The sequence below is a fragment of the Metasolibacillus fluoroglycofenilyticus genome (assembly GCF_003049645.1).
In the GTDB taxonomy this organism is placed as follows: domain Bacteria; phylum Bacillota; class Bacilli; order Bacillales_A; family Planococcaceae; genus Metasolibacillus; species Metasolibacillus fluoroglycofenilyticus.
Genome location: NZ_PYWK01000001.1, coordinates 132,952 through 158,176 on the forward strand (window position 1 = coordinate 132,952; position 25,225 = coordinate 158,176).

General features: G+C 38.3%; 24 protein-coding genes and 1 riboswitch. Of the genes, 14 read left to right on the forward strand and 10 right to left on the reverse strand.

The genetic code is table 11. The features are described 5' to 3' along the window. The first annotated feature begins 2 nt into the window (after positions 1–2). Both hutI and C9J36_RS00600 read left to right on the forward strand, forming a co-directional pair. Positions 3–1,271, forward strand: a complete 1,269-nt coding sequence (hutI, locus tag C9J36_RS00595) for an imidazolonepropionase (protein WP_107941874.1) — start codon at positions 3–5, stop codon at positions 1,269–1,271. Further along, complete coding sequence (locus tag C9J36_RS00600) at positions 1,268–2,230, forward strand: agmatinase family protein (RefSeq protein WP_107941876.1); 963 nt, start codon at positions 1,268–1,270, stop codon at positions 2,228–2,230. The genes hutI and C9J36_RS00600 overlap by 4 nt, the downstream gene beginning before the upstream one ends. Before the next feature lie 413 nt (positions 2,231–2,643). On the opposite strand, the gene C9J36_RS17230 is transcribed toward C9J36_RS00600, so the two are convergent. Continuing rightward, on the reverse strand, positions 2,644–2,793 hold the full coding sequence (locus tag C9J36_RS17230) for a hypothetical protein (RefSeq protein WP_161956356.1): 150 nt from the start codon (positions 2,791–2,793) through the stop codon (positions 2,644–2,646). A 177-nt stretch (positions 2,794–2,970) separates the two neighbouring features. Here C9J36_RS17230 and C9J36_RS00610 point away from each other — a divergent pair, with 177 nt between their 5' ends. Next, the gene (locus C9J36_RS00610; protein WP_107941880.1) at positions 2,971–4,017 is read left to right on the forward strand and encodes a nitric oxide synthase oxygenase; all 1,047 of its coding nucleotides are present in this window, start codon (positions 2,971–2,973) and stop codon (positions 4,015–4,017) included. 375 nt (positions 4,018–4,392) lie between these two features. Then, positions 4,393–5,109: a toast rack family protein gene (locus C9J36_RS00615; protein WP_107941882.1), complete on the forward strand. Its 717-nt coding sequence runs from the start codon at positions 4,393–4,395 to the stop codon at positions 5,107–5,109. An 89-nt stretch (positions 5,110–5,198) separates the two neighbouring features. On the opposite strand, the gene C9J36_RS00620 is transcribed toward C9J36_RS00615, so the two are convergent. Continuing rightward, positions 5,199–5,753 (reverse strand): restriction endonuclease, encoded by a 555-nt coding sequence (locus C9J36_RS00620; RefSeq protein WP_066170418.1) that lies wholly within the window; start codon positions 5,751–5,753, stop codon positions 5,199–5,201. Between the two features lie 63 nt (positions 5,754–5,816). Beyond that, the gene (locus C9J36_RS00625) at positions 5,817–7,013 is read right to left on the reverse strand and encodes a CynX/NimT family MFS transporter (RefSeq protein WP_066170415.1); all 1,197 of its coding nucleotides are present in this window, start codon (positions 7,011–7,013) and stop codon (positions 5,817–5,819) included. 89 nt (positions 7,014–7,102) lie between these two features. On the opposite strand from C9J36_RS00625, the gene C9J36_RS00630 reads away from it, so the two are divergent. The 3 genes from C9J36_RS00630 to C9J36_RS00640 all read left to right on the forward strand — a co-directional run bounded on the left by C9J36_RS00630 (position 7,103) and on the right by C9J36_RS00640 (position 10,212). Beyond that, positions 7,103–7,846, forward strand: coding sequence for a hypothetical protein (locus tag C9J36_RS00630; RefSeq protein WP_107941884.1), 744 nt, complete (start codon positions 7,103–7,105; stop codon positions 7,844–7,846). An 87-nt stretch (positions 7,847–7,933) separates the two neighbouring features. Next, positions 7,934–8,035, forward strand: a riboswitch (purine riboswitch). A 312-nt stretch (positions 8,036–8,347) separates the two neighbouring features. After that, a complete protein-coding gene (locus C9J36_RS00635) occupies positions 8,348–8,920 on the forward strand; it encodes a xanthine phosphoribosyltransferase (protein WP_066170411.1) in 573 nt (190 codons plus the stop codon). A 23-nt stretch (positions 8,921–8,943) separates the two neighbouring features. Next, positions 8,944–10,212 (forward strand): nucleobase:cation symporter-2 family protein, encoded by a 1,269-nt coding sequence (locus C9J36_RS00640; RefSeq protein ID WP_107941886.1) that lies wholly within the window; start codon positions 8,944–8,946, stop codon positions 10,210–10,212. A gap of 51 nt (positions 10,213–10,263) precedes the next feature. Here the strand turns inward: C9J36_RS00640 and C9J36_RS00645 are convergent, their stop codons facing one another. After that, a complete protein-coding gene (locus C9J36_RS00645; RefSeq protein WP_107941888.1) occupies positions 10,264–10,575 on the reverse strand; it encodes a hypothetical protein in 312 nt (103 codons plus the stop codon). A 72-nt stretch (positions 10,576–10,647) separates the two neighbouring features. Then, entirely contained in the window at positions 10,648–11,205 is a 558-nt protein-coding gene (locus C9J36_RS00650; RefSeq protein ID WP_107941890.1) for an SLOG family protein, read from the reverse strand. A gap of 89 nt (positions 11,206–11,294) precedes the next feature. Between C9J36_RS00650 and C9J36_RS00655 the strand changes: the two genes are divergently transcribed. Continuing rightward, entirely contained in the window at positions 11,295–12,197 is a 903-nt protein-coding gene (locus C9J36_RS00655; protein ID WP_066170395.1) for a DMT family transporter, read from the forward strand. A 20-nt stretch (positions 12,198–12,217) separates the two neighbouring features. On the opposite strand, the gene C9J36_RS00660 is transcribed toward C9J36_RS00655, so the two are convergent. Next, the gene (locus tag C9J36_RS00660; protein ID WP_161956357.1) at positions 12,218–13,384 is read right to left on the reverse strand and encodes an MFS transporter; all 1,167 of its coding nucleotides are present in this window, start codon (positions 13,382–13,384) and stop codon (positions 12,218–12,220) included. Positions 13,385–13,489: 105 nt separating this feature from the next. On the opposite strand from C9J36_RS00660, the gene C9J36_RS00665 reads away from it, so the two are divergent. Then, positions 13,490–14,986: an SgrR family transcriptional regulator gene (locus C9J36_RS00665; RefSeq protein ID WP_107941894.1), complete on the forward strand. Its 1,497-nt coding sequence runs from the start codon at positions 13,490–13,492 to the stop codon at positions 14,984–14,986. A gap of 109 nt (positions 14,987–15,095) precedes the next feature. Here the strand turns inward: C9J36_RS00665 and C9J36_RS00670 are convergent, their stop codons facing one another. Both C9J36_RS00670 and C9J36_RS00675 read right to left on the reverse strand, forming a co-directional pair. Further along, positions 15,096–16,283, reverse strand: coding sequence for an ornithine--oxo-acid transaminase (locus C9J36_RS00670; RefSeq protein WP_066170384.1), 1,188 nt, complete (start codon positions 16,281–16,283; stop codon positions 15,096–15,098). 472 nt (positions 16,284–16,755) lie between these two features. Then, the gene (locus C9J36_RS00675) at positions 16,756–17,499 is read right to left on the reverse strand and encodes an IclR family transcriptional regulator (RefSeq protein ID WP_107941895.1); all 744 of its coding nucleotides are present in this window, start codon (positions 17,497–17,499) and stop codon (positions 16,756–16,758) included. A 331-nt stretch (positions 17,500–17,830) separates the two neighbouring features. Here C9J36_RS00675 and C9J36_RS00680 point away from each other — a divergent pair, with 331 nt between their 5' ends. The 4 genes from C9J36_RS00680 (at position 17,831) to C9J36_RS00695 (ending at position 21,916) form a co-directional block, all read left to right on the forward strand. After that, positions 17,831–19,435, forward strand: coding sequence for a M20/M25/M40 family metallo-hydrolase (locus tag C9J36_RS00680; protein WP_107941897.1), 1,605 nt, complete (start codon positions 17,831–17,833; stop codon positions 19,433–19,435). 76 nt (positions 19,436–19,511) lie between these two features. Beyond that, the gene (locus C9J36_RS00685; RefSeq protein ID WP_107941899.1) at positions 19,512–20,180 is read left to right on the forward strand and encodes an amino acid ABC transporter permease; all 669 of its coding nucleotides are present in this window, start codon (positions 19,512–19,514) and stop codon (positions 20,178–20,180) included. Beyond that, positions 20,167–20,889, forward strand: coding sequence for an amino acid ABC transporter ATP-binding protein (locus tag C9J36_RS00690; RefSeq protein WP_107941901.1), 723 nt, complete (start codon positions 20,167–20,169; stop codon positions 20,887–20,889). The genes C9J36_RS00685 and C9J36_RS00690 overlap by 14 nt, the downstream gene beginning before the upstream one ends. 202 nt (positions 20,890–21,091) lie before the next feature. After that, positions 21,092–21,916, forward strand: a complete 825-nt coding sequence (locus C9J36_RS00695; RefSeq protein WP_107941903.1) for a basic amino acid ABC transporter substrate-binding protein — start codon at positions 21,092–21,094, stop codon at positions 21,914–21,916. Positions 21,917–21,970: 54 nt separating this feature from the next. Here the strand turns inward: C9J36_RS00695 and norA are convergent, their stop codons facing one another. Further along, on the reverse strand, positions 21,971–23,137 hold the full coding sequence (norA, locus tag C9J36_RS00700) for a multidrug efflux MFS transporter NorA (protein ID WP_107941905.1): 1,167 nt from the start codon (positions 23,135–23,137) through the stop codon (positions 21,971–21,973). Between the two features lie 139 nt (positions 23,138–23,276). Between norA and C9J36_RS00705 the strand changes: the two genes are divergently transcribed. Then, complete coding sequence (locus tag C9J36_RS00705) at positions 23,277–23,903, forward strand: histidine phosphatase family protein (RefSeq protein WP_235615988.1); 627 nt, start codon at positions 23,277–23,279, stop codon at positions 23,901–23,903. 126 nt (positions 23,904–24,029) lie between these two features. On the opposite strand, the gene C9J36_RS00710 is transcribed toward C9J36_RS00705, so the two are convergent. Further along, a complete protein-coding gene (locus C9J36_RS00710; protein WP_107941908.1) occupies positions 24,030–25,196 on the reverse strand; it encodes a YbfB/YjiJ family MFS transporter in 1,167 nt (388 codons plus the stop codon). Positions 25,197–25,225 lie beyond the last annotated feature (29 nt).

Below are 25,225 nucleotides of genomic sequence, written 5' to 3' on the forward strand. Positions count from 1 at the left end.
AAATGGCGTTATTAATTATTAATGCAAATGAAGTTGTAACATTAGCGAGTGAGAAAAAAGGGCCTCGTATAAAAGAGGCAATGACAGAAATCAATGTACTGCAAGATGTAGCGGTATTGGTTGCTGAGGGGGAAATCGTCGAGATTGCTCCCCTTGAGCAATTAAAGCACAATCATACGGAGTTAGTAGAAAGCGCAGAAATCATCGACGCAAAAGGTCAAATCGTCTTACCAGGTTTCGTTGATGCACATACCCATTTAGTGCACGGTGGCACACGTGAAAATGAGTTTAATATGCGCTTAAACGGTTCGACATATATGGAAATTATGAATGCTGGTGGTGGCATTCACTATACGACGACAAAAACGCGTGAGGCGAGCTTTGATGAGCTGTATGATAAAACATATGCCCATTTAAACACATTTTTAAAGCACGGTATTACAACGGTTGAGGCGAAATCTGGCTACGGCCTTGATTGGGAAACAGAGTATAAGCAATTAACGGTTGCGAAAAAATTACAAGAAACGCATGCGGTAGATGTTGTTTCAACATTTATGGGCGCACATGCTGTACCGAAGGAATACAAGGAAAACAGCGATAAATTCGTCGATATCGTCATTGAAGAAATGCTACCAAAAGTAGCGGAGCAAGGCCTAGCTGAATTTAATGATGTCTTTTGCGAGCATGGTGTTTTTACGCCGGAGCAATCGCGCCGCATTTTATTAGCAGGCAAAGCTTTAGGCTTAACACCGAAAATTCATGCGGATGAAATTGAGCCGTATGAGGGGGCAGAGCTAGCAGCGGAAGTCGGGGCAATTTCAGCGGAGCATTTACTCGTCGCTTCAGATGAAGGGATTCGCCAAATGGCAGAGGCTGGAACAATTGCTGTGCTTTTACCCGGAACAGCTTTTTTCCTACGTGCGCCATTTGCACGAGGCCGCCTAATGGTTGATTCAGGAGTTCCTGTTGCAATTTCAACGGACTTCAACCCGGGCTCATCCCCTACAATTAGCTTGCCATTTATTCAAAATTTAGCTTGCTTAAATATGGGCATGACGATGGAAGAGGTTATTACAGCGACAACGATTAATGCGGCATATGCGATTAATCGCGGCGATGAAGTCGGCTCATTAGAGGCTGGTAAAAAAGCAGACATCGTCATTCTAAACGTACCAAACTACAAGCAAATGCAATATTTCTATGGCATGAACCATACACATACAGTTATTAAAGGCGGGCAAGTTGTTGTGAAGGATGGCGTTCTCGTATGAGTGAAGTCATTGTACAGCCAAGCTTTAAATGGCAGCGTCAAGATGGGCAGGATATAAAAGTGAAGGATTGGATTTGTCCTGTAGCGGAAATGACAGAGGAGCCTCAAGTCGTTGTACTAGGTGTGCCTTTATCGCGCTCGTCAATTAGTGCATCTGCCGCATCGGAATTTCCAAATGCCTTCCGCAAAAGCTGGGAGCTATTCGCGACCTATTATATTGATGAGCAAGTCGATATTCGTGGCTTGCGCGTAGCCGATATTGGCGATGTCAAAATGCATACGACCGATATTTTGCAATGTCATCGCAATATTGAACAGGCAATGAATGAAGTGATGCAGCGCTATCCACAAAGCTTTTACGTGTCAATTGGTGGTGACCATTCAATTACAGCACCGCTCATACGTGCATTGCGTGAGGGAAAGCGTGTTGGCATTTTGCAATTTGACACCCATTTAGATTTGCGTGATTTATCGGATGGACCATCAAACGGTACACCGATTCGCCAGCTACTGGAGGCGGGTGTCGTGCGCGGTGAGGATGTATATAATATTGGCTTACACGGCTTTTATAATGCTCCGTCCTTAATTGAGGCGGCAAGGCATTACGGTGTCAATATGATTACATTGAAGCACATGCGTCGCAAAGGGGCACAGCAGCAAATTGCTGAGGTCATGACAGCGCTACAGGACAAGGTTGACTTTGTTTACGTAACCGTCGATATAGATGTACTAGATATCGCCTATGCTCCAGGCGTACCAGCCTCCACACCGGGCGGCATGCGTACAGACGAGCTCTTCGATTTATTGTTTGAGGTAGGCAAATATGAGGCGGTGCGCGCAATGGACTTTGTTTGCATTGACCCACATCGTGATTCGAAGGAGCTACAAACTATAAAAGCTGTGACCTATGCGTTTTTAACAGCAATGAGCTCTCGTTATATAAGTTTAAGCGATAAATAAAAATAAAACCGTCTGGAAAGTAGCATAGTTTGCACACTTTTTAGACGGTTTTTTAGTTAAGATTATTCTTCATATAAAGTAAAAGACTTGAAGCCACATAAATGATTATTAGAAATACGGGTATTTTAAAAAGCCAATGACTTTCCACAAATAGTAATTTTGGGAAAAGCAGCGCAAGAAAAGCGAAAACTAGCAATCCAATTGTTTTGCTAAAAGATATTTGCTCGTCATTCTTTTTTTCGTCACCGTATTTTATAGCCGCTATATTTTGCACTAGCGCTGCGGCAGTAACTAAGGCAATTAAAATGGCAGGTACTTTGAACGACCAGTGCTCCTTCACGAATATTTCACGTATGAAGTAAATCATGAAAAAAGCTGGGATTAGTATTCCTATTAATCTTCTAAAATTCATATCAGCGTTTAATCTCTCGCTTTTTAATTAATAAGAAAATTCCCCGAATTAGTAAGGCTATACTAATAGCAAGAGTGAATAGTCCGCTAATGGGGGTTAAAAATCCAACTGAAAATACTATTATACTTAAAATAATCAATACTACTGCCATAATTATTCCCCCCTTCCTTTATAATAATTGATAAATATGTTATTTTCTACTTCCAGAGATGCATCTTATTTTGACTATTTTTAGTCATATATGAAAAATACATGTTTTTGAAAGTGCACTAAGCATTGGTTTCTACTAAAGCTTCTTCTACAATTAAAGCGAGTGGAGGATGCGACGATGAATAAGCAAGAGATGTATGACTTTTTTAATTTATATAAAATAGAATGTAATAAAACAGATGAATGGTTAGCAGAGCGTTTGAAGCAGGAGCCATTCTCTTTAACGACAGAAGAATTAACATTTGGTGCGCGTGTTGCGTGGCGCAACAGTAATAAATGTATTGGGCGTTTGTTTTGGCAGTCATTGCATGTTTTTGACGAGCGTCATTTACTAGAGGAGCAAGCAATCTTTGAGGCACTTTTGCGCCATATTAGTTTTGCGACAAATGGTGGGAAAATTCGTCCTGCACAAACCGTTTTTGCCCCTAATCGTGTGCGCATTTGGAACCATCAGTTGATTCGTTATGCAGGATACGAGACGAATAATGGGATTGTTGGGGATTCGGATTCATTGCACTTTACGAAAATATGTATGGAGCTTGGGTGGCAAGGGGAGGGTACGGATTTCGACGTACTGCCACTTGTTATTCAAGTGGATGAACGTAAGCCAAAATGGTTTGAGATTCCGAGAAAGTATGTGTTAGAAGTTGATATGACACATCCGGAATATGATAGCTTTGCACAGCTTCAGCTTAAATGGTATGCCGTGCCGATTATTTCGAGTATGCGCTTTAGTTGTGGTGGATTCGAATTTGCTGCTGCACCATTCAACGGCTGGTATATGGGCACTGAAATTGGTGCGCGTAATTTGGCTGACGTGGAGCGTTATAATATGCTGCCTGCTGTGGCAGATACAATTGGTATTACACGCGAATCAAACAGCTCCTTATGGAAAGACCGCGCACTTGTCGAGCTCAATATTGCGGTACTACACTCTTTTAAAAGGGCGGGTGTCAGCATTGTTGACCATCATACTGCCGCACAGCAATTTAAGCTTTTTCAGCAGCTAGAGAAGGACGCGGCGCGTGAAGTAACAGGCAATTGGACGTGGTTAATTCCACCGCTTTCGCCCGCAACAACACATATTTATCATCAGCCTATTTCCAATGAGATAAAGAAGCCAAATTATTTTTATCCTGTATGCAAGCCCTTTACATCAAAATAGCAAGAGGGTGCTAGCTAGTAAAAAGCAAAAGACCAATATACTTTAATATAAGGAAGAACTGCTAAATACAGTGTTAGTAGGACGCCCACTTCAAGACTTAAGTGAAGATACGCTAAGGATAAGTGAGAGATTGACCGCCCGTAAAAGCCGATTGGTCCAACTAATAATCAGTGGAGGATGAAAAAACCTCCACTGATTGAAGTTTCACTTTATCACCTTTTCAAAGACAGCTCTCTATTCTAATGCCAAAGCACAATCTTCAGCGTCTCGGTCTAGAGACGTAGTAATAATTCCACCGCGAGGATGTTTTTGGAAAAACATTAATTCTATATACTAAAGATAACATATACAGTATGTAGAGGGAGGATATAAAAAATGAAAAAGGTAATGATACTTGGAGTGATGATAGGTGCTTCGGTTATGGTGTTAACAGGCTGCTTTCCTTTTATGTCAGGCAAAACAAGAGAGGAATCCATTGAGGTTACCAGGGATGAGGCTAAAAACTTAAATGTCGATATTGACCTTGGGGTGGGAGAGGTAACAATTGCTAAAGGTGCAAAGCAATGGGTAGAGGGCACTGCGCAGTATAATAAAAAGAAGTTAGCTCCGCAAGTGAGGTATAAATCAAAGGGGCAGACAGGCGAAGTCAAAATTGAACAAAAGGGTTCGAGAAACATTGGTTTGTCAGAAGTAAAAAGCAATTGGTCGCTTATGCTGAATGAAGATGTGCCGATGGATTTATCTATAGAGACGGGTGCAGCCGTTGCTAAGCTCGACCTACAGGGTCTACAGCTTCAAAAGCTAGATATTGACACAGGCGTTGGTGATTTATCCGTTAATTTAGGCGGCGATTGGTCAAAGGGCTTTGACACAAAAATTGAATCAGGTGTAGGCAAAACAACTGTTATTTTACCATCAGCCGTAGGTGTGAAAATTACAGTGGAAAAAGGTATCGGTACTCTTGATGTCGATGGCTTTATTGCTAATGGAAATGGCGTATATGTCAATGAAGCATATGGTGAGGCAGAAGTAACAATTAATGTAAGTATTGAAATGGGCATCGGCGAAGTCACATTAAAGTTAGATAAATAATAGATGAAGAGATGGCTGTCTTGAAAGCGCTGTGTTGCTTGCTTTCGAGACAGCCATTTTAGAGTAAAAATAACTTTTTTACAGCTATTTTATTTTTTTAGAATAAGGTCGATTAATTCTTCACGGTCAATCAAATAAACATCGTTAATATCCGCGAGCTTGATAGCCTGCTTTGTGAAATGGCTATTTGTCACAACCCATGCCTCTGTTGCATCATACATTTTAACTGCACCGATAATTTCTTGCACTGCTTTTACGCCGACTGTGCCGCTATAACGCTTAGCTTGCACAGCAATTATTTCTTTGCGGTCCTTTAAAATCAAGTCTGCCCCATAATCACCAGAAGCGGCAGTATAGGATACTTTATATCCGCGGCGTTTGAATAACTGGCCTAAAAATTGTTCAAATTCTTCCCCAGTCATATTATCTACATCTTTAATTCCCGCTCTACGTAAACGAGCAAGTCGTCTCGTTTTAAACCAAACTGTACAGCAAATAATGACAACGAAATAAATGACGATGGCAGTGATAATACCTTGCCACGTTTTTGTGAAATACCAGCCTATAACACCAGAGATTACTAATAATATTTGAAGGAATGAAGTGAATAAGCTTTTTTTATGTTTTTTCTTTCTTTTTTTCAAAATTTGTACTCCTAACTATAATGATACTTTTTATTATAGCATAAAAAGGTACAAATGTTCGTATTAGATTGTACGGTTTTGTGAGCTAATCATACTTGTTATGAAAAGTATGACCGTAATAATAATGAACATGACATTTGGAACATACCAGTCGCCCGTAGCATCATGAATATAGCCAAGCGCGATAGGTCCAACCGCTGCAAGCAAGTAGCCAATAGATTGAGCAAATCCTGATAGCTCAGCAGCTTCATATGCTGTTTTAGTGCGCAAAGTGAAAAGCATCATACACAGACTGAAGGAGGCTCCTCCCGCGAAGCCAAGGAAAATCATCCAAATGATTACTAGGCTTGTCCATTCCATTAAAAGCCCAGCATAACCAATGAAATAGCAAATAATAAAAAATACTGCAATAGGACGTTGAGAAGAGAGTCTACTTGCGATAATTGGCACGATAAAGGTCATTGGGATTTGCGCAAACTGTGAAAGCATTGTAAGCCAACCCGCTTTTTCAGGAGTTATGCCTTGTGATACTAGTATTTCTGGTAGCCATGTCGCTAAAGAATAAAAGAAGAACGATTGGAATCCCATTGTTAAAGCGACAGTCCATGCAAGCCCTGAACGAGAGAGCTTTGCGCGCGGTTGTTTTGCACTAGGGCCAATCATTTCTACTTTATTGCTACGTAATAAAGGAAGCCAAGCAGCCAATGTTATCAGACAAAGGATTATGGAGAAACCTAGAGCCCCCTGCCAGCCCCACGATGATGAGGCGATGGGATGACTTATGCCGACCGCTAGCCCAGCTGAGAGGTTCATAGATACGGTATAAATCCCCATTAAAAGTCCGATATGTAGCGGAAATTTCAGCTTGAAATAACTAGGAATAAGTACGTTGGCAAAGGAAATAGCTATCCCAATTAATATTGTTCCAGCTATAAGTAAAAACGCAACACCTGTAGAACGTAAAATGATTCCTATTGCTAAAAATATAACAGAATAAAATAAAGTGTTCTCCATCCCCAATTTACGTGCGATTGATGCCGCAAAGGGTGAAATAACCGCAAAGGCTAATAAAGGAATCGTCGTTAAAAATCCAGCCAGCGTATTGGAAATTCCTAAATCAGCACGAATAAATGGAATAGCGGGCCCTACGACAGTCAGTGGTGTTCGTAAAATCGTTGCAATAAGAAAAATGGCTACAACGAAGAGCAAAGTTTGCTTTGTTAGTTTTTTATTTGTTTGGCTTGATAAATCTGAATTCATTGCGATCCTCCTACTACATAATTATTTCATTATATAGCAAGTGCATACGGATTTCTAAAAGGTTGTTTACATACGCTAGGAAAAGGTAAGTGAAATATGCTAAAATGCAAGAAATCATTATTATGAAGGATGTGAAGCGAATGGGAGTATCGGCAGGGTTTTATAAAAAGATACAAGCTTGGGTAACGGATGATGATGCGCAATTGGCCTTTCGACCGTTTCAAGTCGATGGGAATCCATATAAATCTAGAATGTTATTAGTCGGTGCAGTTGCGACCCCTAAAATTGAAAGTAATACAACGAGCGAAGCTGTGTATATCGATGCGCTAGTAAATGGTCAATTATTCGATGAAATATACGGACATGAGATGAAGCAGCAATCGCGAGAGTATTTGGGGATGTTGCATTTCATTGAATGGGTCAGGCAAACGCTTAATACTCAGGTAGTTGCAACATATATAAATACTTTACAGGTGAAGGATGTGCAGGAGCTAAAGCTAGCGCGCAAGGAAACGCCGAATTTATATAAGAGAGGGCAAGTAATCTTTCGAGAAGTAGTGGAGGAATTTCAACCCGAATTTATTGTCTTACATGGTACAGAGGCAGTGCAACAATTTAGAATGAATTTTGCCGAACAGCTAACGGATTACTATAGTCAAGTGAACAAAGTGCAACAATTAGAGGAGTATGGTGTTTTTGGAGAGTTGCATTGTAAAAATGGTCATATTATTAAGGTTTTAGCATGCCGTAGCATGAGTTACTATGGTAAAGAGGGTAAAGTATTTCAACAATTTAAAGACAAAATAAAGAGCTTATACGAGCCGTATCAATAAGATACATAATCAGAAAAGTGTGAAAAATTTTATTATTTTGGAGCTATTGCATTAAAGCGTTTTGGTGCTTATAATTGGAGCATTCTTAATTCAAAATTATATTTTACTCATATAATAACGAGGATATGGCTCGTAAGTTTCTACCGATTTCCCGTAAAGAAATCGACTATGAGAAGAAGTAGCAAAATGCATGTGAGATTTACATGTTAATTTATTGTTATACGTTCTTTCGGTGTAGAAAACTCGAAGGGCTCTTCTCTATATAGAGATAGCTTTTCGAGTTTTTTAGCTTCTTTTAGTAAATGTTTGGATATTCCCTAACAAAGAGGAACTTTTAGTCTAAGAACACTGCTATTTTTGATAACTACTAAGTGTCCAGATTTTGGGGAGAATGTTACAGGACGTAACGGCTTTAGGTTAACTTCTATCAGTTTGCTCAAAAAACCTAGGCGACAGTAAGCCGAGGCGTAATTGATTTATTATTTTAGAGGAGGAGCTTTCATGAAGCTTTTAAAGGATAAAATTCAGCAAGAAGGAAAAGTATTATCAGATGTTGTATTAAAGGTGGATTCTTTTTTAAATCACCAAATCGACCCTATGCTAATGCAGGAAGTAGGGGAGGAGTTTGCCAATCGCTATAGCGATGAAATCATTACAAAGGTGTTAACAATTGAATCGTCGGGTATCGCACCAGCAACATTTTTAGGACTAGTGCTTGGTGCGCCTGTTGTTTTTGCTCGCAAGCGTAAATCTTTAACATTAACAGATAATTTATATTCTTCAAAGGTTCATTCTTTCACGAAAAACGAAGTAAATGAAATTTCCGTTTCTAAAAGTTTTTTGTCAGCAGATGACCGCGTAATTATTATCGATGATTTTCTAGCGAATGGTGAGGCGTTGAAAGGATTATTAGATATTGTCCAACAGTCAGGTGCGCATGTTGTTGGCGCGGGAATTGTTATTGAAAAGGGCTTCCAGCAGGGCGGACAACAATTACGAGAGCAAGGTTTACGCATTGAATCATTGGCAAATATTAAATCATTAGCAAACGGCAAAGTTGAATTTTTTGATTAGGACTGTAGGAGGTCACATTTTTTATGAATGGCTTTAAGGCAACAACTTTAGGTATTCAGCATTTACTCGCAATGTACGCAGGAGCAATTTTAGTACCTTTGATTATCGGTGGCGCACTCAATTTTACGCCAGCACAAATGACATATTTAGTCGCAATTGATATTATGATGTGTGGTATTGCGACACTATTGCAAGTATGGAAAGGCAAATATATCGGTATTGGTTTGCCTGTTGTACTTGGCTGTACATTTACAGCGGTAAGCCCAATTATCTTAATCGGTTCTTCTAGCGGCTTAGGAGCAGTTTACGGTGCGATTATCGCTTCCGGTATCATTATTGTTTTAATTTCAGGTGTTTTTGGCTTATTAGTGCGCTTTTTCCCACCTGTTGTAACAGGCTCAGTTGTGACAATTATTGGGGTTAGTTTAATTCCAGTAGCAATTAACAATATGGGCGGTGGACAAGGGGCAGATGACTTTGCGTCAGGTTCTAATGTTGGTTTAGCATTTATTACACTACTAATTATTTTAGTAATTTACCGTTTTTCTAATGGGTTTATCCGTGCGATTGCTATTTTATTAGGCTTAGTCATTGGGACGATTGTTGCAGCATTTATGGGGAAGGTAGACTTTACACCAGTTATTGATGCTTCTTGGATGCATATTGCAGTGCCATTCTATTTAGCGACACCGACCTTCGATGCATCTGCCATTATTATAATGACACTTGTAGCGATGGTATCCCTAGTTGAATCAACAGGTGTTTACTACGCATTAAGTGATATTTGTGAAAAGCCCTTAACATCGAAGGATTTAGCGAAGGGATATCGTGCGGAAGGGTTAGCCTCTATTATCGGTGGTATTTTCAATGCTTTCCCATACACGACGTTTTCACAAAATGTCGGCTTAATTCAAGTATCTGGCGTGCGTGACCGCAAAGTTATTTTTATTACAGGTGGGATGTTAGTTGCGCTAGGTTTTTTACCGAAGCTTGCTGCTTTAACGACAATTATTCCAACACCTGTGCTAGGTGCTGCGATGCTAGCGATGTTCGGAATGGTCATTACACAAGGAATTAAAATGCTAGCTCCAGAAATTGCGAAATCAACAGAAAATGCCATGATTGTTGCCTGTGCGGTAGGATTAGGTATCGGCGTAGCCGTTGTACCAGAGTTATTCGCATCATTACCTTCTAAGTTTGGCTTAAATATTTTAACATCAAATGGAATCGTCTGTGGTTCTGTGACAGCGATTGTTCTTAACATTGTATTCAATATGATTGGCAAAAAATAAAGTGCCAGGCACACAAACAATTCAGAATTGTTTGTGTGCCTGGCACGTTTTTTACGTTAGCTTGACATAAAAATCTTTACCGTTATTAATGCCTACAATTTCAGTGTTTTTCTTTTTTTTATAGTAGTTATCAATTTGTCTTGCAAGGCTCGAATGACCGTTCAAATAAATACCAGGCTCAATTTTCTTAGCTACATTATGAAACTCAAAATAGATTTTTGTATCTTCTTCCATAAGATTGATAATTTGTGAGAACTCATCAGCAGGAATATGAATGCCACGCGTATAACGACATTCTCTGCGATACGTGTCGTGCGAAATGTGGATTGGCTGTTGTTCGACTATCATTTCTAGTTTAATCATAATGAGCACCTTCTTAGTATATTACTTTGCCTGTATTATATCAGAATTCTGTAATATTAGAAGATGCGTATATTACCAATTTTCTTGCTGCATTTCTTCAGCAATGACTTGTAAATCATAAGCATTAATTGATAAAAGCTCGTATTCATCGTGTTGCTCCATATATTTTTTTACTAAATTTAATACATATTTAGGTGATGCTTCATTTTCCTCATCATAAATGAGTAGCGCCGCATCTGTATTGCTAATAATAAATTTATCCTTCTCAATAAACTGCCAAGGCGCCTCATATGGTCGCTTCGTTACACTTGTGACAAAATCAGCCTGTAAAATCATTCGTTGATATAGCTCTTGCTTATGCTCATTCCAATTTTTCTCCTGCTCTAAAAATGGTGTAATAACCGAATATTTTAAGATAGGGTATTGCTCCTTTAATGCGCGAACAACCTCTGTCGCCCATAGTTCAACACCTAGCTGACCACTAACAATCACCCATTCTAAGCCCTCATCTAATAATGCCAGTAACTTATTTTCTATTGCTTTTTTTATAATCGCAATGCCTGGATGCTGCTCATTAAAAATACCTAACTCATGTGGCCTATAGCCTGTAATAAAAAGTGTTTTAATCATCTAAATCACTCCCTATGATAATTAATTGATTCGTATGTTAAGATGTTTCTAATTGTACGAGATTTTTTGAGGAGAAAGAAGGGAATGGCGTGGGAAAAGCTAAAATATATATCATTTTACTAATTGTAATGCTAGCTTGGGGATTAAATGTTGTTGCCTTAAAGCTATTAGTTTCTTATTTTAGTCCATTGACGATGACTGCTGTGCGTATTTTTATTGCTGGCATTACTGTTGTAGGGATTTTAGCTCTTTTAAAAAAGCTACAAAAGCCTACTCGTACCGAGGTATATTCTATAATGGCTGCAAGTATATTAGGCGTCGTGCTACACCATAGCTTGTTAGCATTTGGATTAGCAAATACGATGGCTACGAAGGGCAGTATTATTTTAGGCTTTAGCCCATTATTAACGGCAATACTTGCTATCATTTTTGGCTTCACACAAATGAGTTGGCAGCGTTTTTTAGGCTTTGTTGTAGGCACGTTTGGAGTGATAATGGCTGTTTTACGTGGGGGAGAAGGAATGACGGGAATAGCAATAGGAGATATCCTCGTCTTTCTATCTATTTTAGCACAAGCATTTAGTTTTCTAATCATAAGTAAGGCATCCAAAACGTTGAATCCGGTCGTACTAACAGGCTATATGATGCTAAGTGGCTCGATAGTTTTGCTATTACTAGCGTTAATGATAGAGCCGGCGCAGTTTATCTACTTTACTACGGTTGCACCGTCAGCAATAGCTTTATTATTAGCATCTGCAATATTCGCAACTGCTCTGGGTCATGTTATTTATAATTATGCCATCGCAAAAATAGGCGCAGCCGAAACCGCGATTTTTGGTAATTTTAACACGTTATTCAGCTTGCTAGGCACAGCCATTTTACTAAAGGAGCCGATAGGTATGAATCAAATATTTGGCTGCTTGCTTATAATTGTTGGTGTGCTGACAGGAACAGGAGCGATAGAGGCATTTGTGCGAAGCCGAAAAGCATGAGTGCCAGGCACACAAACAATTCAGAATTGTTTATGTACCTGGCTAGTACTACAAAGAAGCATTCCAATAAAGCTAAGAGCAGCTAATATGAAAAATACGTGGTGGATAGAGAAGTTTTCAGCTAATATACCAAAAATAGGTGTTAAACAAACGACAATACCTTGATTAAAAAACATACGAACACTAGCAGCACGACCGTGGTATTGAGGTTCTGTTGATATTTGTTGAATGGCTTGAAATGTTGTTCGTATCCATGTTGTACAGTACCCAATGCCTGCACAGCCTACCATAGTGAATGCAAGCGTTGTGTTAAACGTTAGCAAAAAAAGACTAGCTATTAGTATGAGCATAATAGTTAGTGAAGAAAATCGCTGGAATAGCTTTATGAATTTTGCGCCAAGTAGTCCAGCTAATACACCGCTGCTTGAAACTGTTATTTCAAGCAATCCATAAACAGTAGCAGAAGATTTTAAAACTTCATACGTATAAGCTGCTAAAAATCCGATAGTTGTATGATAAATCAATTGCCCAATTGCCATGATGACCAGTAGTTGTAGAAAAAAACGACTAGACAGGGAATAGATAAAGCCAGCTATCATTTCTTCGAGTATTGAATGGTGGGTAAGAGCAGTAGATGCTTGCTCTGTTGGTAATTGCCAAAGTAAATAAAATGCGATGATTAAGGTTAACAAAATGATGAATGATAGCGTGTTAATCAATGCTTGAGCAATGAAGAAACTACTAATAGCAGTACCTAAAATACCACCAATAATCGTGTAAGAAGCCGATTTTTGAAAAGTGATAATAAGCTGCTCTTTAATAAAGATGGTAGCTAGATATGCTTGCATAGTTGGACGTATAAGTGACCCGCATAATTGCAGTACCATATTGGACGAAATTAGCAGTACAGGCGATATATTTTTGAAACTTATTAGAACTGTACATATTGTTAGAAGTATTAATGTTAGTGCCAAAATTAATAAATGCTTTTTGTTATAACGATCTACAAATACCCCGATAAAAGGTATGCATAATAAGCTTGGTAAAAATCCTAGCCCTACAAATAGTCCTGTATACACCACATTCTCTGTTTGCTCATAAAGACTCCATGTAGTAAAAATAAAATAAGCAGATAAGGAAAAATCCAATAATCCTTGTAACCAAATTACTTTTGCTAAACGAACCAATCTAAACACATCCCTTCAAATGCTATAATAAAGTGGACGTAGAAAAAGAAAAAGGGACAATTACTGAAGTTTATGTCTACTTTTTAAAGTGGGGGAGGATAAATAATGGAGTTAGCATTGCAATTATTATGGTCACTGCGTAATGAACAACTATCCATTCATAAGATAAGTGAGATGATGCAGTTAAGTACAAAGCAAGTGACTCGCAAAATCAAGAAATGGGAGACAGAGGGCTGGATACGTTATTGTGCAGGTAAAGGAAGGGGACATATATCAAGCATTCAGTGGTTGCAGGATATCGAGAAACAATTACTTATTGTATTAAATAGTGAATTCAAACAGAAAAATTTCAAAGCCCTAACAGATATAAATATGTCTTACTTTTCAGAGAAGTTCCAGCAAAATGTCGCAGCATTATTGACGGAAAATATCGTGTCAGATGAACGAAAAGCAGCGTCAATGCTGACAATACCTATTTATAGTAAAAATCTAAACCTTCACCCACATAATTATAGCGATACCGAAAGTGGCTGGGTGTTATCCCATATTTATAGCCGTATCGTAATTCAAAATAATAATACGTTTAAAGGAGATTTAATCCACCATTGGGAGCAATTTGGACAATGCTTTATTTTTTACGTTCGCCCATTTCTTTATTGGCATAATGGAGAAACCGTAAAAATAGAAGAAATCATGCAATCAATTAAAACGACTTTTATGCTAAACAAATATAGTTATTTTTTTAGAAAAGTGATTAGTATAGAAAAACGAACGAATGCTATTTTTGAAATCAAATATATCGGGGGAGAGGAAGAATTACTAACACTTCTTTCTCAATTGGATTTTAGCTTGTATCATCCATTAAACTACCGCATTGGAACAGGGGCGTATAAAATAGCTCAAGATTCTAATGGAGCAGTGCAATTAACAGCATGCTCTCAATATCACCTCACACAAGCACTTATTAATAAGATTCAATTTGTAACGATACCTTCAACGCTGCAAAGAAGGCTGGAATGGTCAATGCAACAAAACGAAGCGCAGTATCAGAGCTGTGTGGAGCTAGGGGGAATCGTATCAACTTACTTTAATCCTTTTTCAAACAACTTGCAGAAGCGCGAGGTACGTCTATATATGCTATGGATTTTAAAGCGATTTGCGCAACAAATAGGGCAGGTGGATTCTCTAAAGTCATCCTGTGTTCAAGAAATATTAACTAGCCTACAACGGGTAAGTATGCCGGCATTGCGTATTGGCTATATCGTCAATCAAACGAAATTTATTGTAGCTTTGCATAATTTTTGTGAAGAGCAAGGTATACAAGCAGAGGTAATAAAGCTTACGATTGATGATTTGCCTTTAAATAAATTATTTACACAAGTAGATTTAATAATAATAGGAGAGTACCTCGCCCCACCATTTATTTTAGAAAATGATAAAGAGCACCCATTGTCTATTATTTTAGAAAATGTTAATGATAACACGTGGTTTGCTGTCCTGTATAAATCCTTCCGGGAAATCTATTATCCCTCTAATTTCAGAAGAAGTGTAGAAAATATTTATGGTTATCCTAATTTAACGACATGTTGGTTTGGATGTTAATGATTAAGTGCCAGGCACAGAAACAATTCTGAATTGTTTCTGTGCCTGGCACTTATATAAACTGAAACATCCGAAAAGCAGTGCGTTAGCACGCTTTTCGGACGTCTTCTTAAAACACAGCTTTAATTTGTTCGATTGCCCAATCTAAATCTTCTTTTGTAATTACTAATGGTGGTGCAAAGCGGATTACTGTATCGTGTGTTTCTTTACATAATAAGCCGCGCTCCATTAATTTCTCACAGTATGGTCGAGCAGATTCGTGTAATTCTAAGCCGATAAATAAACCGCGTCCGCGTACTTCTTTAATCGCAGGGTGGTTGATTTGGCGAAGGGCTTCCTGGAAGTAGTCGCCCAAGCCTAGTGAGCGTGCTGCTAAGTCTTCCTCTTCAATTACTTCAAGTGCCGCAATAGATACCGCACATGCAAGTGGATTTCCACCGAATGTAGAGCCATGTGAACCTGGGTTAAATACGCCTAAAACATCACGGTTAGCTACAACACATGAAATCGGGAAAACTCCGCCACCTAGCGCTTTACCAAGGATTAAAATATCTGGTGTAATACCTTCCCATTCATAAGCAAACATTTTTCCAGAGCGTGCAAGACCACTTTGAATTTCGTCTGCGATAAATAATACATTGTTTTCTTCACATAATTGCTTTGCCGCTTTTAAGAAGCCTGCTGGTGGAATAAGGATACCTGCTTCCCCTTGAATTGGCTCAACAATAAATGCCGCTGTATTTGGCGTAATAGCATTTTTTAATGCATCAATATCGCCATATGGTACTAAGCTGAAGCCCGGTAATAATGGACCGAAGCCACGCTGATACTCTGCCTCAGAGGATAAAGAAACCGCTGCCATCGTACGACCGTGGAAGTTGCCGATACAGCCAATAATATGTGCTTGGTTTTCTGCTACCCCTTTTTTCTCGTATGCCCAACGACGAGCCGTTTTAATCGCTGTTTCAACTGCCTCAGCACCTGTGTTCATTGGTAGAACCATTTCTTTATTCGTTAATTTACTTACTTTTTCATACCAAGGACCTAGTTGATCAGAGTGGAATGCACGAGATGTTAATGTCACGCGGTCAGCTTGTTTTTTTAATGCCTCAATGATTTTAGGATGGCGGTGACCTTGGTTAACTGCAGAATAAGCAGATAACATATCCATATATTTATTGCCTTCAGGGTCCTTTACCCATACACCTTCTGCTTCAGAAATCACAATCGGCAGTGGATGGTAGTTATTTGCACCGAAATTTTCAGTTTGTGTAATAAGTTGAGCTGTTTTCGTCATAATAAAAATCCCCCTTATTAAATGTAATAGAATAGAGCGCAAAGAAAATTTGCGTCTTATTGCACCTTATACTTATTATAATGCAGAAATATCTTGCATTTTTCAAGTTTTATTTTTAAATATTTTTTCATCACAAAAAGCTTGAGCTGCGAATGGGGAAGTAGCTCAAGTTTTTTCGCAATTTAATAACTAGTATAGCTCTATAATTTATAAAATTATACTTTTGTGCATTATTGCTATTCTTTAGAATGCAGGAGTGCAGAAAAATACGGAAGCATCTTTAGAAAAGAGAATAGAGATAAAGCCGCCGTTCAGCTCCAAGAGGTATAGAAGGGTGCAGGTGTAAAAGTAAACGCTCCAGCATTTTGAATGAAGATTTGAAATGACCGAAGGGTGCCCGTTTAGCCTAGACATTATTCTAAGTTATTTATTCATTAAAAAAAGTGTCCGAAAGCACTGTGAATGCGCGCTTTCAGACACCTCCCTTATAGCCAAGCTTCAAAGAAATTCGCTTAGCTGTGTCGATGACACTGTTTGCTAATGTTTGAATATGTTCATCGGAGACATTGAAGCTTACAAAGTCAATGGTTACAACACCTTCAATTTCATTAAATCCATTATAAACAACAGCGGAAACAGCTGATGTTCCTTTTGTAAATTCTCCATGACTGACAGCAAAGCCCTTTGCCTTTATTTGCATAAGCTGTTTTTTAAGTTGTTCTATCTCTTTCGGTGTGACAAGCTGGCTTAAAATCTCTGTTACTTCTTCATCTGACATTGCAGCGAGTAAAGCTTTATTACCTGAACCAATATGCATTGGAATCCGAATACCTAATGGATCATAGATGCGAATAGGGTTAGTAATATTGTCAATTCGTTCGATGATTATTGTATCTGTGCCTGACATTTTGCTTAAGTATACACTTTCTCCAACTTCCTTTGATAGACGCTGTAGCTCAGGTCGGATGACATTAATAAAATCCTGGGAATCATATATTTGCAAACCGATTTCCATCCAAATTGTCCCGATATGATAGTGTTTTGTTTGTTTATTTTGTTCCACCATACCTTGCTGAATCATTGCTTGTAAAATTCTGTGCAAGGTACTAATTGGCAAATCACATTTTTGAGCTAAATCAGAAATGGATAAACCGTTATGTGTATCAGAGGACATAAGTGCTTTGGCTATTTTTACACATCTTTCTAATAATTGCATAATATTAACAACACCTTTTCGTTTTACTAGATTGCTATTAATTTTACATTAACGAATAGGAAGGCGCCACAAGCTTTGCGGTGAGCTTTCAGTAAAAAAAATATTCGTTTAGCGTATCTAAAAGAATCAGAATATATTGACATTATAATCGTTAACGATTATATTTCATAGTATATTATTTCCGTTTAGCAGAAATGGTTTCCGTCAAGCGGAAAAGGGGTGAAATGATTTAGTAATGTATACATCATTAGAATATGTAATTATAGTTACTGTCTGTAGATGTGGGTAAAAAAGAAATGATGAATGGTAGCAGTGGAAAGGGAGAAAAATGATGAGTCAGTATTTTTGGAATACACCAGAGAAATTACGCGCATTATTATGTGAAGTTGTTGGATGGGATAGTCGAACGTTAACAGAGGGCGAGAACAAATTTGCATATAAGCTGCGTGATAAGTTACAGATGTTGCCCTATTTTCAAGAACATTCTGAATATATCGAGTTACATGATGCCGGTCTCGGTCGCAATGCGGTTACTGCACTCTATAAGCATCCGACAGCGACAGAAACAATCGTACTAATTAGCCATTTCGATACAGTGCATACAGAGGAATACGGTGAATTAGAACCACTTGCCTTTTTCCCTGAGGAGCTGACAGAAAAGCTAAAGGAACCAAAATACTTTAATGATTTGCCAGAAGTGGTTAAAGCGGATTTACAATCAGGTAATTATTTATTCGGTCGCGGCACGATGGATATGAAAATGGGCTTAGCTTTGCATATGCAATTAATTGAAAAAGCAAGCAATGAAAATTGGCCGATTAATCTACTTTTAACGGCTGTACCGGATGAGGAAGTAAACTCTGCTGGGATGCGAGCAGCCGTAGTGGAATTAGTGAGATTACGTAAACAATATGGTTTAACATATAAATTATTTTTGAATAGTGAGCCATCCTTCTCACAAAATCCTACAGATATTAAAGAGTATATGTATTCAGGAACGATTGGGAAAATTATGCCAGCCGCTTTATTCTATGGTAAGGAAACACATGCAGGTGAACCTTTGAAAGGTATGACAGCAAGCTTTATAGCCTCCTATATGACACAGCATATGGAATGGAATCCTATTTTCCGTGAGAGTGATTTAGGGGAACAAACACCTTTACCTGTTTCGCTTCAATTGAAGGATTTAAAGATGGAATATTCAACACAAACACCGTACCGTGCAGCCGCTCTTTATAATGTGTTTTTATTAAAGCGTACAGCGACGGAAATTATGGACTTATTTGAGCAAGTAGCTAATGAGGCAATGGCAGCTTGTAACGCACATTATGAAAACATTTGTAAACGTGAGCAAGTGAACGGGGTAGGCGCTGTGAAAGTACTTCGTTATGAAACATTGTTACAATACGCAATTCAAAAATTAGGTGAAGCTGAAATAGCTTCTATTAAAGCACAAGTTGTTAAAAATGACCAGTTAGATGACCGAGAGAAATCAATTCGCATTGTCGACCAATTAATGATTCGTTGTCAAGAGCTAGCACCGGCAACTGTTATTTTATATGCACCGCCTTATTATCCAGCAATTAATTCATCGGACCATCCACTTGTAAAGGATGCAATTCAGTTAGTGAAGAAAACGGCGAAAACTTTCGACATTGAAATTGAACAAATCCATTATTTTAATGGCATATGTGATTTAAGTTACGTTAATTATTCTGATATATCTGGGGACTGGACAGCGTTTGAAAAGAATACGCCGGTTTGGGGAGAAACATACAGTATTCCGTTTGAAGAGATGGCGACTTTACAAAGCCCTGTATTAAATGTAGGACCATTTGGTAAGGATGCTCATCAAAAAACGGAAAGATTGCATGTTGACAGCGCATTTAAAGAAATGCCTGTAATTATTGAAACATTAGTAAAAAGCCTCATTTAGTTTGTGAAAGTTAGGAATATAAGTAAGCGGTTTCATTTGATTTTGTAATATGGGTATGTAAGTCGGAGGGGAAGCTATGAATGCAGTAATAGATAATCTACCTAAGCTTTTAGAAGGATTAAAGTACACAATTTATTATTCGGTAGTTTCAATTATTTTAGCAGTCATTATCGGATTAGTTGTTGCCGTAATGAAACTATCAAAATCTAAAGTGTTAAAAACAAGTGCCTCAGTTTATGTAGAAATTTTTCGTTCTACACCATTATTAGTACAATTATTTTTTATTGTTTTTGGTTTAGCAGGTATTTTGCCAATGAGCGAGTGGTTTGGACAAAGGTCGTATCCAGTTGTAGCTGCAACGTTAACACTTGCTTTGCATCAAGGAGCTTATATTTCCGAAATTATTCGCGCAGGGATTTTAAGTGTTAATAAGGGGCAAAGGGAAGCATCGGAAAGTATAGGGATGAGCGAATTTCAAATTATGCGTTTTATCATCTTACCACAAGCTTTCAAACGAATGATTCCACCTTTAGTGAATCAATCTGCTCAAGCGATTAAAGATACTTCGTTATTAGCACCAATCGGAATTATCGATTTAGTGTATAGAGGGCAAATTATTATTTCGACAACATTTGAGCCTTTTGCCATTTGGGTAGCGATAGGAATCATTTATTTTGTAGTGATATTTAGTGTATCCCAGTTTGCGGGTTACCTTGAGAGGAGAATGAAACTTGATACGCGTTGAGAATTTATGTAAATCATATGGTGATTTGGAGATTTTAAAAGGTATTGATGCACATATCCAACCTCAAGAAGTAGTCGTAGTAATTGGCCCTTCTGGAAGTGGAAAAAGTACATTTTTAAGATGTCTCAATGGCTTAGAAAAATCGAATAAAGGAAAGATAGAAATTGTTGGAATGGAGTTAACGAACCCGAAAACAAATATTCAGCAGTTAAGACAGCATGTAGGCATGTGTTTTCAACAATTTAATCTATTTGAGCATTTAACGATATTGGAAAATATAACAATAGGTCCGATTCAAGTATTGAAGAAAACGAAAGCAGAAGCAGAGAGCCATGCGCGAGAATTACTAAAAAAAGTAGGCTTACCTGATAAGGAGAAACATTATCCACACCAATTGTCAGGAGGGCAACAACAACGTGTTGCAATTGCCAGATCTTTAGCGATGCAGCCAAAAGTAATGCTATTTGACGAGCCTACATCCGCGCTAGACCCAGAAATGGTTGGTGAAGTATTAAAAGTAATGGGTGACTTAGCGCGTGAAGGAATGACAATGGTTATTGTCACACATGAAATGGGCTTTGCACGTGAAGTAGGGGACCGCGTATTGTTTATGGACGGTGGTTATTTAGTTGAAGAAGGCACACCTAGTGAGATTTTTAATAATCCGAGAGAAAAACGTACACAAGACTTTTTATCAAAAGTTTTGTGACAGATGTAAAGTTTTTTAGTTGAAGAAATCGTTAAATCCAATAACTATATGATTTCTATTATAAAAGGAGGTGTGTACTTAAATAATTTAAAGTAGCAAAGAGTAGCTATCAAAACATAATCATGTATTTACCGTTTTAAAAATTGAAACATTGTTAAGCATTTGTGCAAGTCAAAATTTTATTAATAATAGGGGGATATTTATGAGAAAGATAGCATTATTATTATTATCAGTTTTAATTGTTGGTGTATTAGCAGCATGTGGTGGGGAGAAATCAGAGGGCGGGACAGGTAGCTCTGATAAACTTGTGGTACAAGTAGGGACAAGTCCTACTTATCCACCTTTTGAAAGTGATGTGAATGGCGAGCTAGTTGGTTTTGATATTGGCTTAATCAAAAAAATCGCTGAGGAAGAAGGGTTCGAAGTAGAGTTTTCTACAATGCAATTTGATGGGCTTGTACCAGCATTAATTGCAGGTCAAATCGATGTAGTAGTTGGTGCAATTACAATTACAGATAAACGTTTAGAGAGCGTTGCTTTTTCTAATGCATACTATAAATCGGGATTATCTATTTTAGCAAAACCAAGTTCAGGCATTACAGGCTTTGATGATTTAAAAGGAAAATTAGTAGGTATCCAAAAGGGTACGTCATCTTATAATTATTTAATTGCAAATGGTATTGAAGACAACAATATTAAGCAATATTCAGATATTAGCACGACGTATAGCGCATTAGATACAGGTGGAATTGATGCAGTTTTCTATGACAACCCTTCTAATATTAACTATATTACGACACAAACAACAGATGCGGAAATCGTAGGTGATATTTTAGCAGGTGAATACTACGGTATTGCAATTAATAAGAAGAAAACAGAGCTAATCGAAAAAATCAATGCAGGATTAGCTAAATTACAAGAAAATGGCGAATACGAAAAGCTGTTTGATGAGTACTTAAATGGTGAAAAGAACGGCCTTATTGAAGGCGTAGCAAAGCCTGAGGATGTAGTAATTAAAGTTCAATAAAAATATAAGTGCCAGGCACGCAAACAATTCTGAATTGTTTGCGTGCCTGGCACCTTAATGTTGAGGTTTTTTCCAGAAAATTGTAATGATAACCCCGATGCCTAGAACTAATACCGCAAAATAATATGGATAGTTTAAATCAATATCAAACAAACGGCCGCCAATAATTGGGCCAAAAATATTTGCAAGGCTCGTAAACATAGAATTCATCCCACCTACAAAGCCTTGTTCATTACCCGCAATTTTTGATAAATAGGCAGTGACAGCAGGTCGAATTAAATCAAATCCAACAAATACTAAAAACGTTGTGATTAAAATGGCCATATAAGAGCTGACTGTCGTCATGACGAATACAAGAATTGTCGAGAAAACTAGCGAATAGCGAATAACTGCAATCTCACCTAAACGCTTTGTCAACCGATCGAATAATGCGACTTGTGCAACCGCACCAACGATTGCACCACCTGTAATAACGATAGCAATATCCTTTGGTGTGAAGCTAAACTTATGGTCAACAAAAAGGCTAAATAATGACTCGAAAGCAGCTAAGCCGAATGAAGAAATAAAAATAATTAGAAAGGCGATTAAATACATTGGTACGAAAATGCGGCGTAAACCTGATTTTTGTTCCTCTACTTCCTCTGCCTGCATTTCCTCAGCTCGCGTAGGTTCCTTCAATAATAACATAGAGCAAATCGCTGCAACTACGCCTAAAATACCTGCAGCATAGAAAGGCATCCTTGTACTGATTTCAGCTAAAAATCCACCGATACCCGGTCCAATAATAAATCCCGTGCTAATAGCTGCTGACATATAACCTAAAGCTTTCGCACGTGTAGCCATTGTGGTAATATCCGCAATAAATGCTGTTACAGCCGGCATAATAAAGGCTGCACTAACGCCGCCGAGCATACGAGATATAAAAAGAACTGAGACAGTTGTTCCAATACCGAATAAAAACTCAGAGAATCCGAAAATAAATAAACCGATAACAATCATAATTTTACGACCGTATCGGTCTACCCATTTACCTGCGATAGGTGAGATAACGAGTTGTGTAATAGCGAAGGCAGCAACCATATAGCCGACAACTTTGCCGTTTATATTTAATTCATTCATAATCGTTGGAAGAACGGGAATGACGAGGCCTATACCTAGGAATGCGATAAAAAGATTTGCTAATAAAATACTTAAGGTGACTTTTGAATTTTTCTCAAACATAAAAACTTCTCCTACTATAAAATTGTGCTATATACAGAGTAAACCCTATAGTAACTATAGGGTCAATGATTTTGTTTTATTTTAATAATTGTTTACATTAAAATAGTTTTAGTTACATAATCTCGAAAGGGCGATGGTGATGAAATTGTTGCTTATAAGGCATGGGCAATCTCAAGCAGATCTATTAGAAGTTCACGAAGGAAGGGCAGATTTTCCATTGACAGAGCTAGGCATAGAACAAGCAACGAAGCTAGCTAATCATATCGCAGCGCATTATAAGATAGAGGCGATTATCACAAGCCCGTTGCAAAGGGCGTATCAAACAGCAGATATTATTAGAGAATATTGTCCTTGCGAGTTAATCACAGTAGAGCATTTAATGGAATATAATAATGGCGTATTAGCAGGAATGTCGCGCAAGGAGGCCTTAATAAAATATCCATTGCCAGAGGGTGGACGACCAATGCATATAGCAATTGAAGGTGGAGAATCGCAATTACAATTCCGATATCGTGTGGAGTACGTATGGGAGTCGATTTTACATAATTATGGGCATTTACAGCAAATTGCAATTGTTGCACATGGTGGTACATTACAGCATTTATTGAATGTATTGTTAGGCAAAACGCTCGAGCAGCAATGCTTTTTCGATACGGGTGATACAGGGCTCCATGTGATTGAATTAAGAGATGGCAAGAAGTATGTTAGTTGTTTGAATTCACAGGCACATTTGACGTCTTTCAGTGGGTGTTCAAACACACGTTGAATCATAGGAACTCAGTCCAAGAACATCGCCACCTGCGATAACGACTGAGTGACCGACATCGTGTCCTCCAGTGGATGTCACAGGTTTTGAGCAGAGTCGGGAAAGAGGGCGTCTTTCCCGATATTCCTAAACAACGGTAGATTTCCTTCTATTATACCAACGACCAAATAACAAGATAAGCAAGGCTAATGTGACAACAGCTCCAGCAAAGAGCAAAGGCGCTTTATAACTAGCATAGTGCGCCTCAAATTTGCTTGCTAAAATAGGTCCAATAATTTGTCCAAATGCATAAAACGTCGTAAGCACCGAAACAACTGTGCCACTTTGTGAGGGGAATAGCTGACGTGCATAGCCTGTTGACATGGAAACGAGTCCCACGAAAGTCATCCCAAATAAAAAGGCAGATAGTAGCACACTCCATACTGTTTGCGAAAGAACAGGTAGGATGATGCCGAAAATTTGCAAAATGTAAGCAATTGCCATTGCCTTTACTGGCGAGAGCCTTGACATCAATGAAACCCAAAGCGGTGCAGATGGGACGGCAGCTAATCCTGCAACAACCCAGCTATAGCCTGCATATGCACGCAAGCTATCAATATTGTAAATAATATCGACTAGAAATGTCCCTGTAATAATATAGCCTAAGCCTTCTAAACCGTAAGCAATAATGAGCCAGGGCATAAAACCTCGCCATATATTTGTATCATTTGTTTTAGCCGTCTTTTCATTATTATGTACAGTTAAATTACGCCATAAGACAGTCGTTGTTGTCACAAGTAACGCTGATATAATGCCGAGTCCCATCCATGTACCTTGCCATGCAACAATACTTTCTAAATAGGGCACAACAAGCCCAGAAATAGCAATGCCAAGCCCAATTCCACTAAAGATGAAGCCTGACCAGCGAGTTAAAACATGTGCAGCCAAATAATCCATGACAATACTGGAGGTTAGGACGAAAATAAAGCCGCCTGTTAAACCCGCAATAAAGCGTAAAATTAGCCAGGGGATTAAAGATTGTGTCAGTCCCATAGCAATAATGGAAAGCACATTTAAAACGACATTTGTCATTAAAAAGGCTCTTTTACGTTTATAAATAAAGCCTGCCCCAAGTGAGCCAAGGAAATAGCCTATATAATTGCTCGATGCAAGCCAACCACCAATCTTTAGCGAGAAGCCTTCATCCTCACGCATAAATGGCAAAATAGGTGTAAAAGCAAAGCGACTAATTCCCATTGCAACAACTAAAAGTAAAATCCCACCAAATACAATTCCAATATGCTGCCTCGTCATATAAATCCCCTCACAATGTCTGAATAATA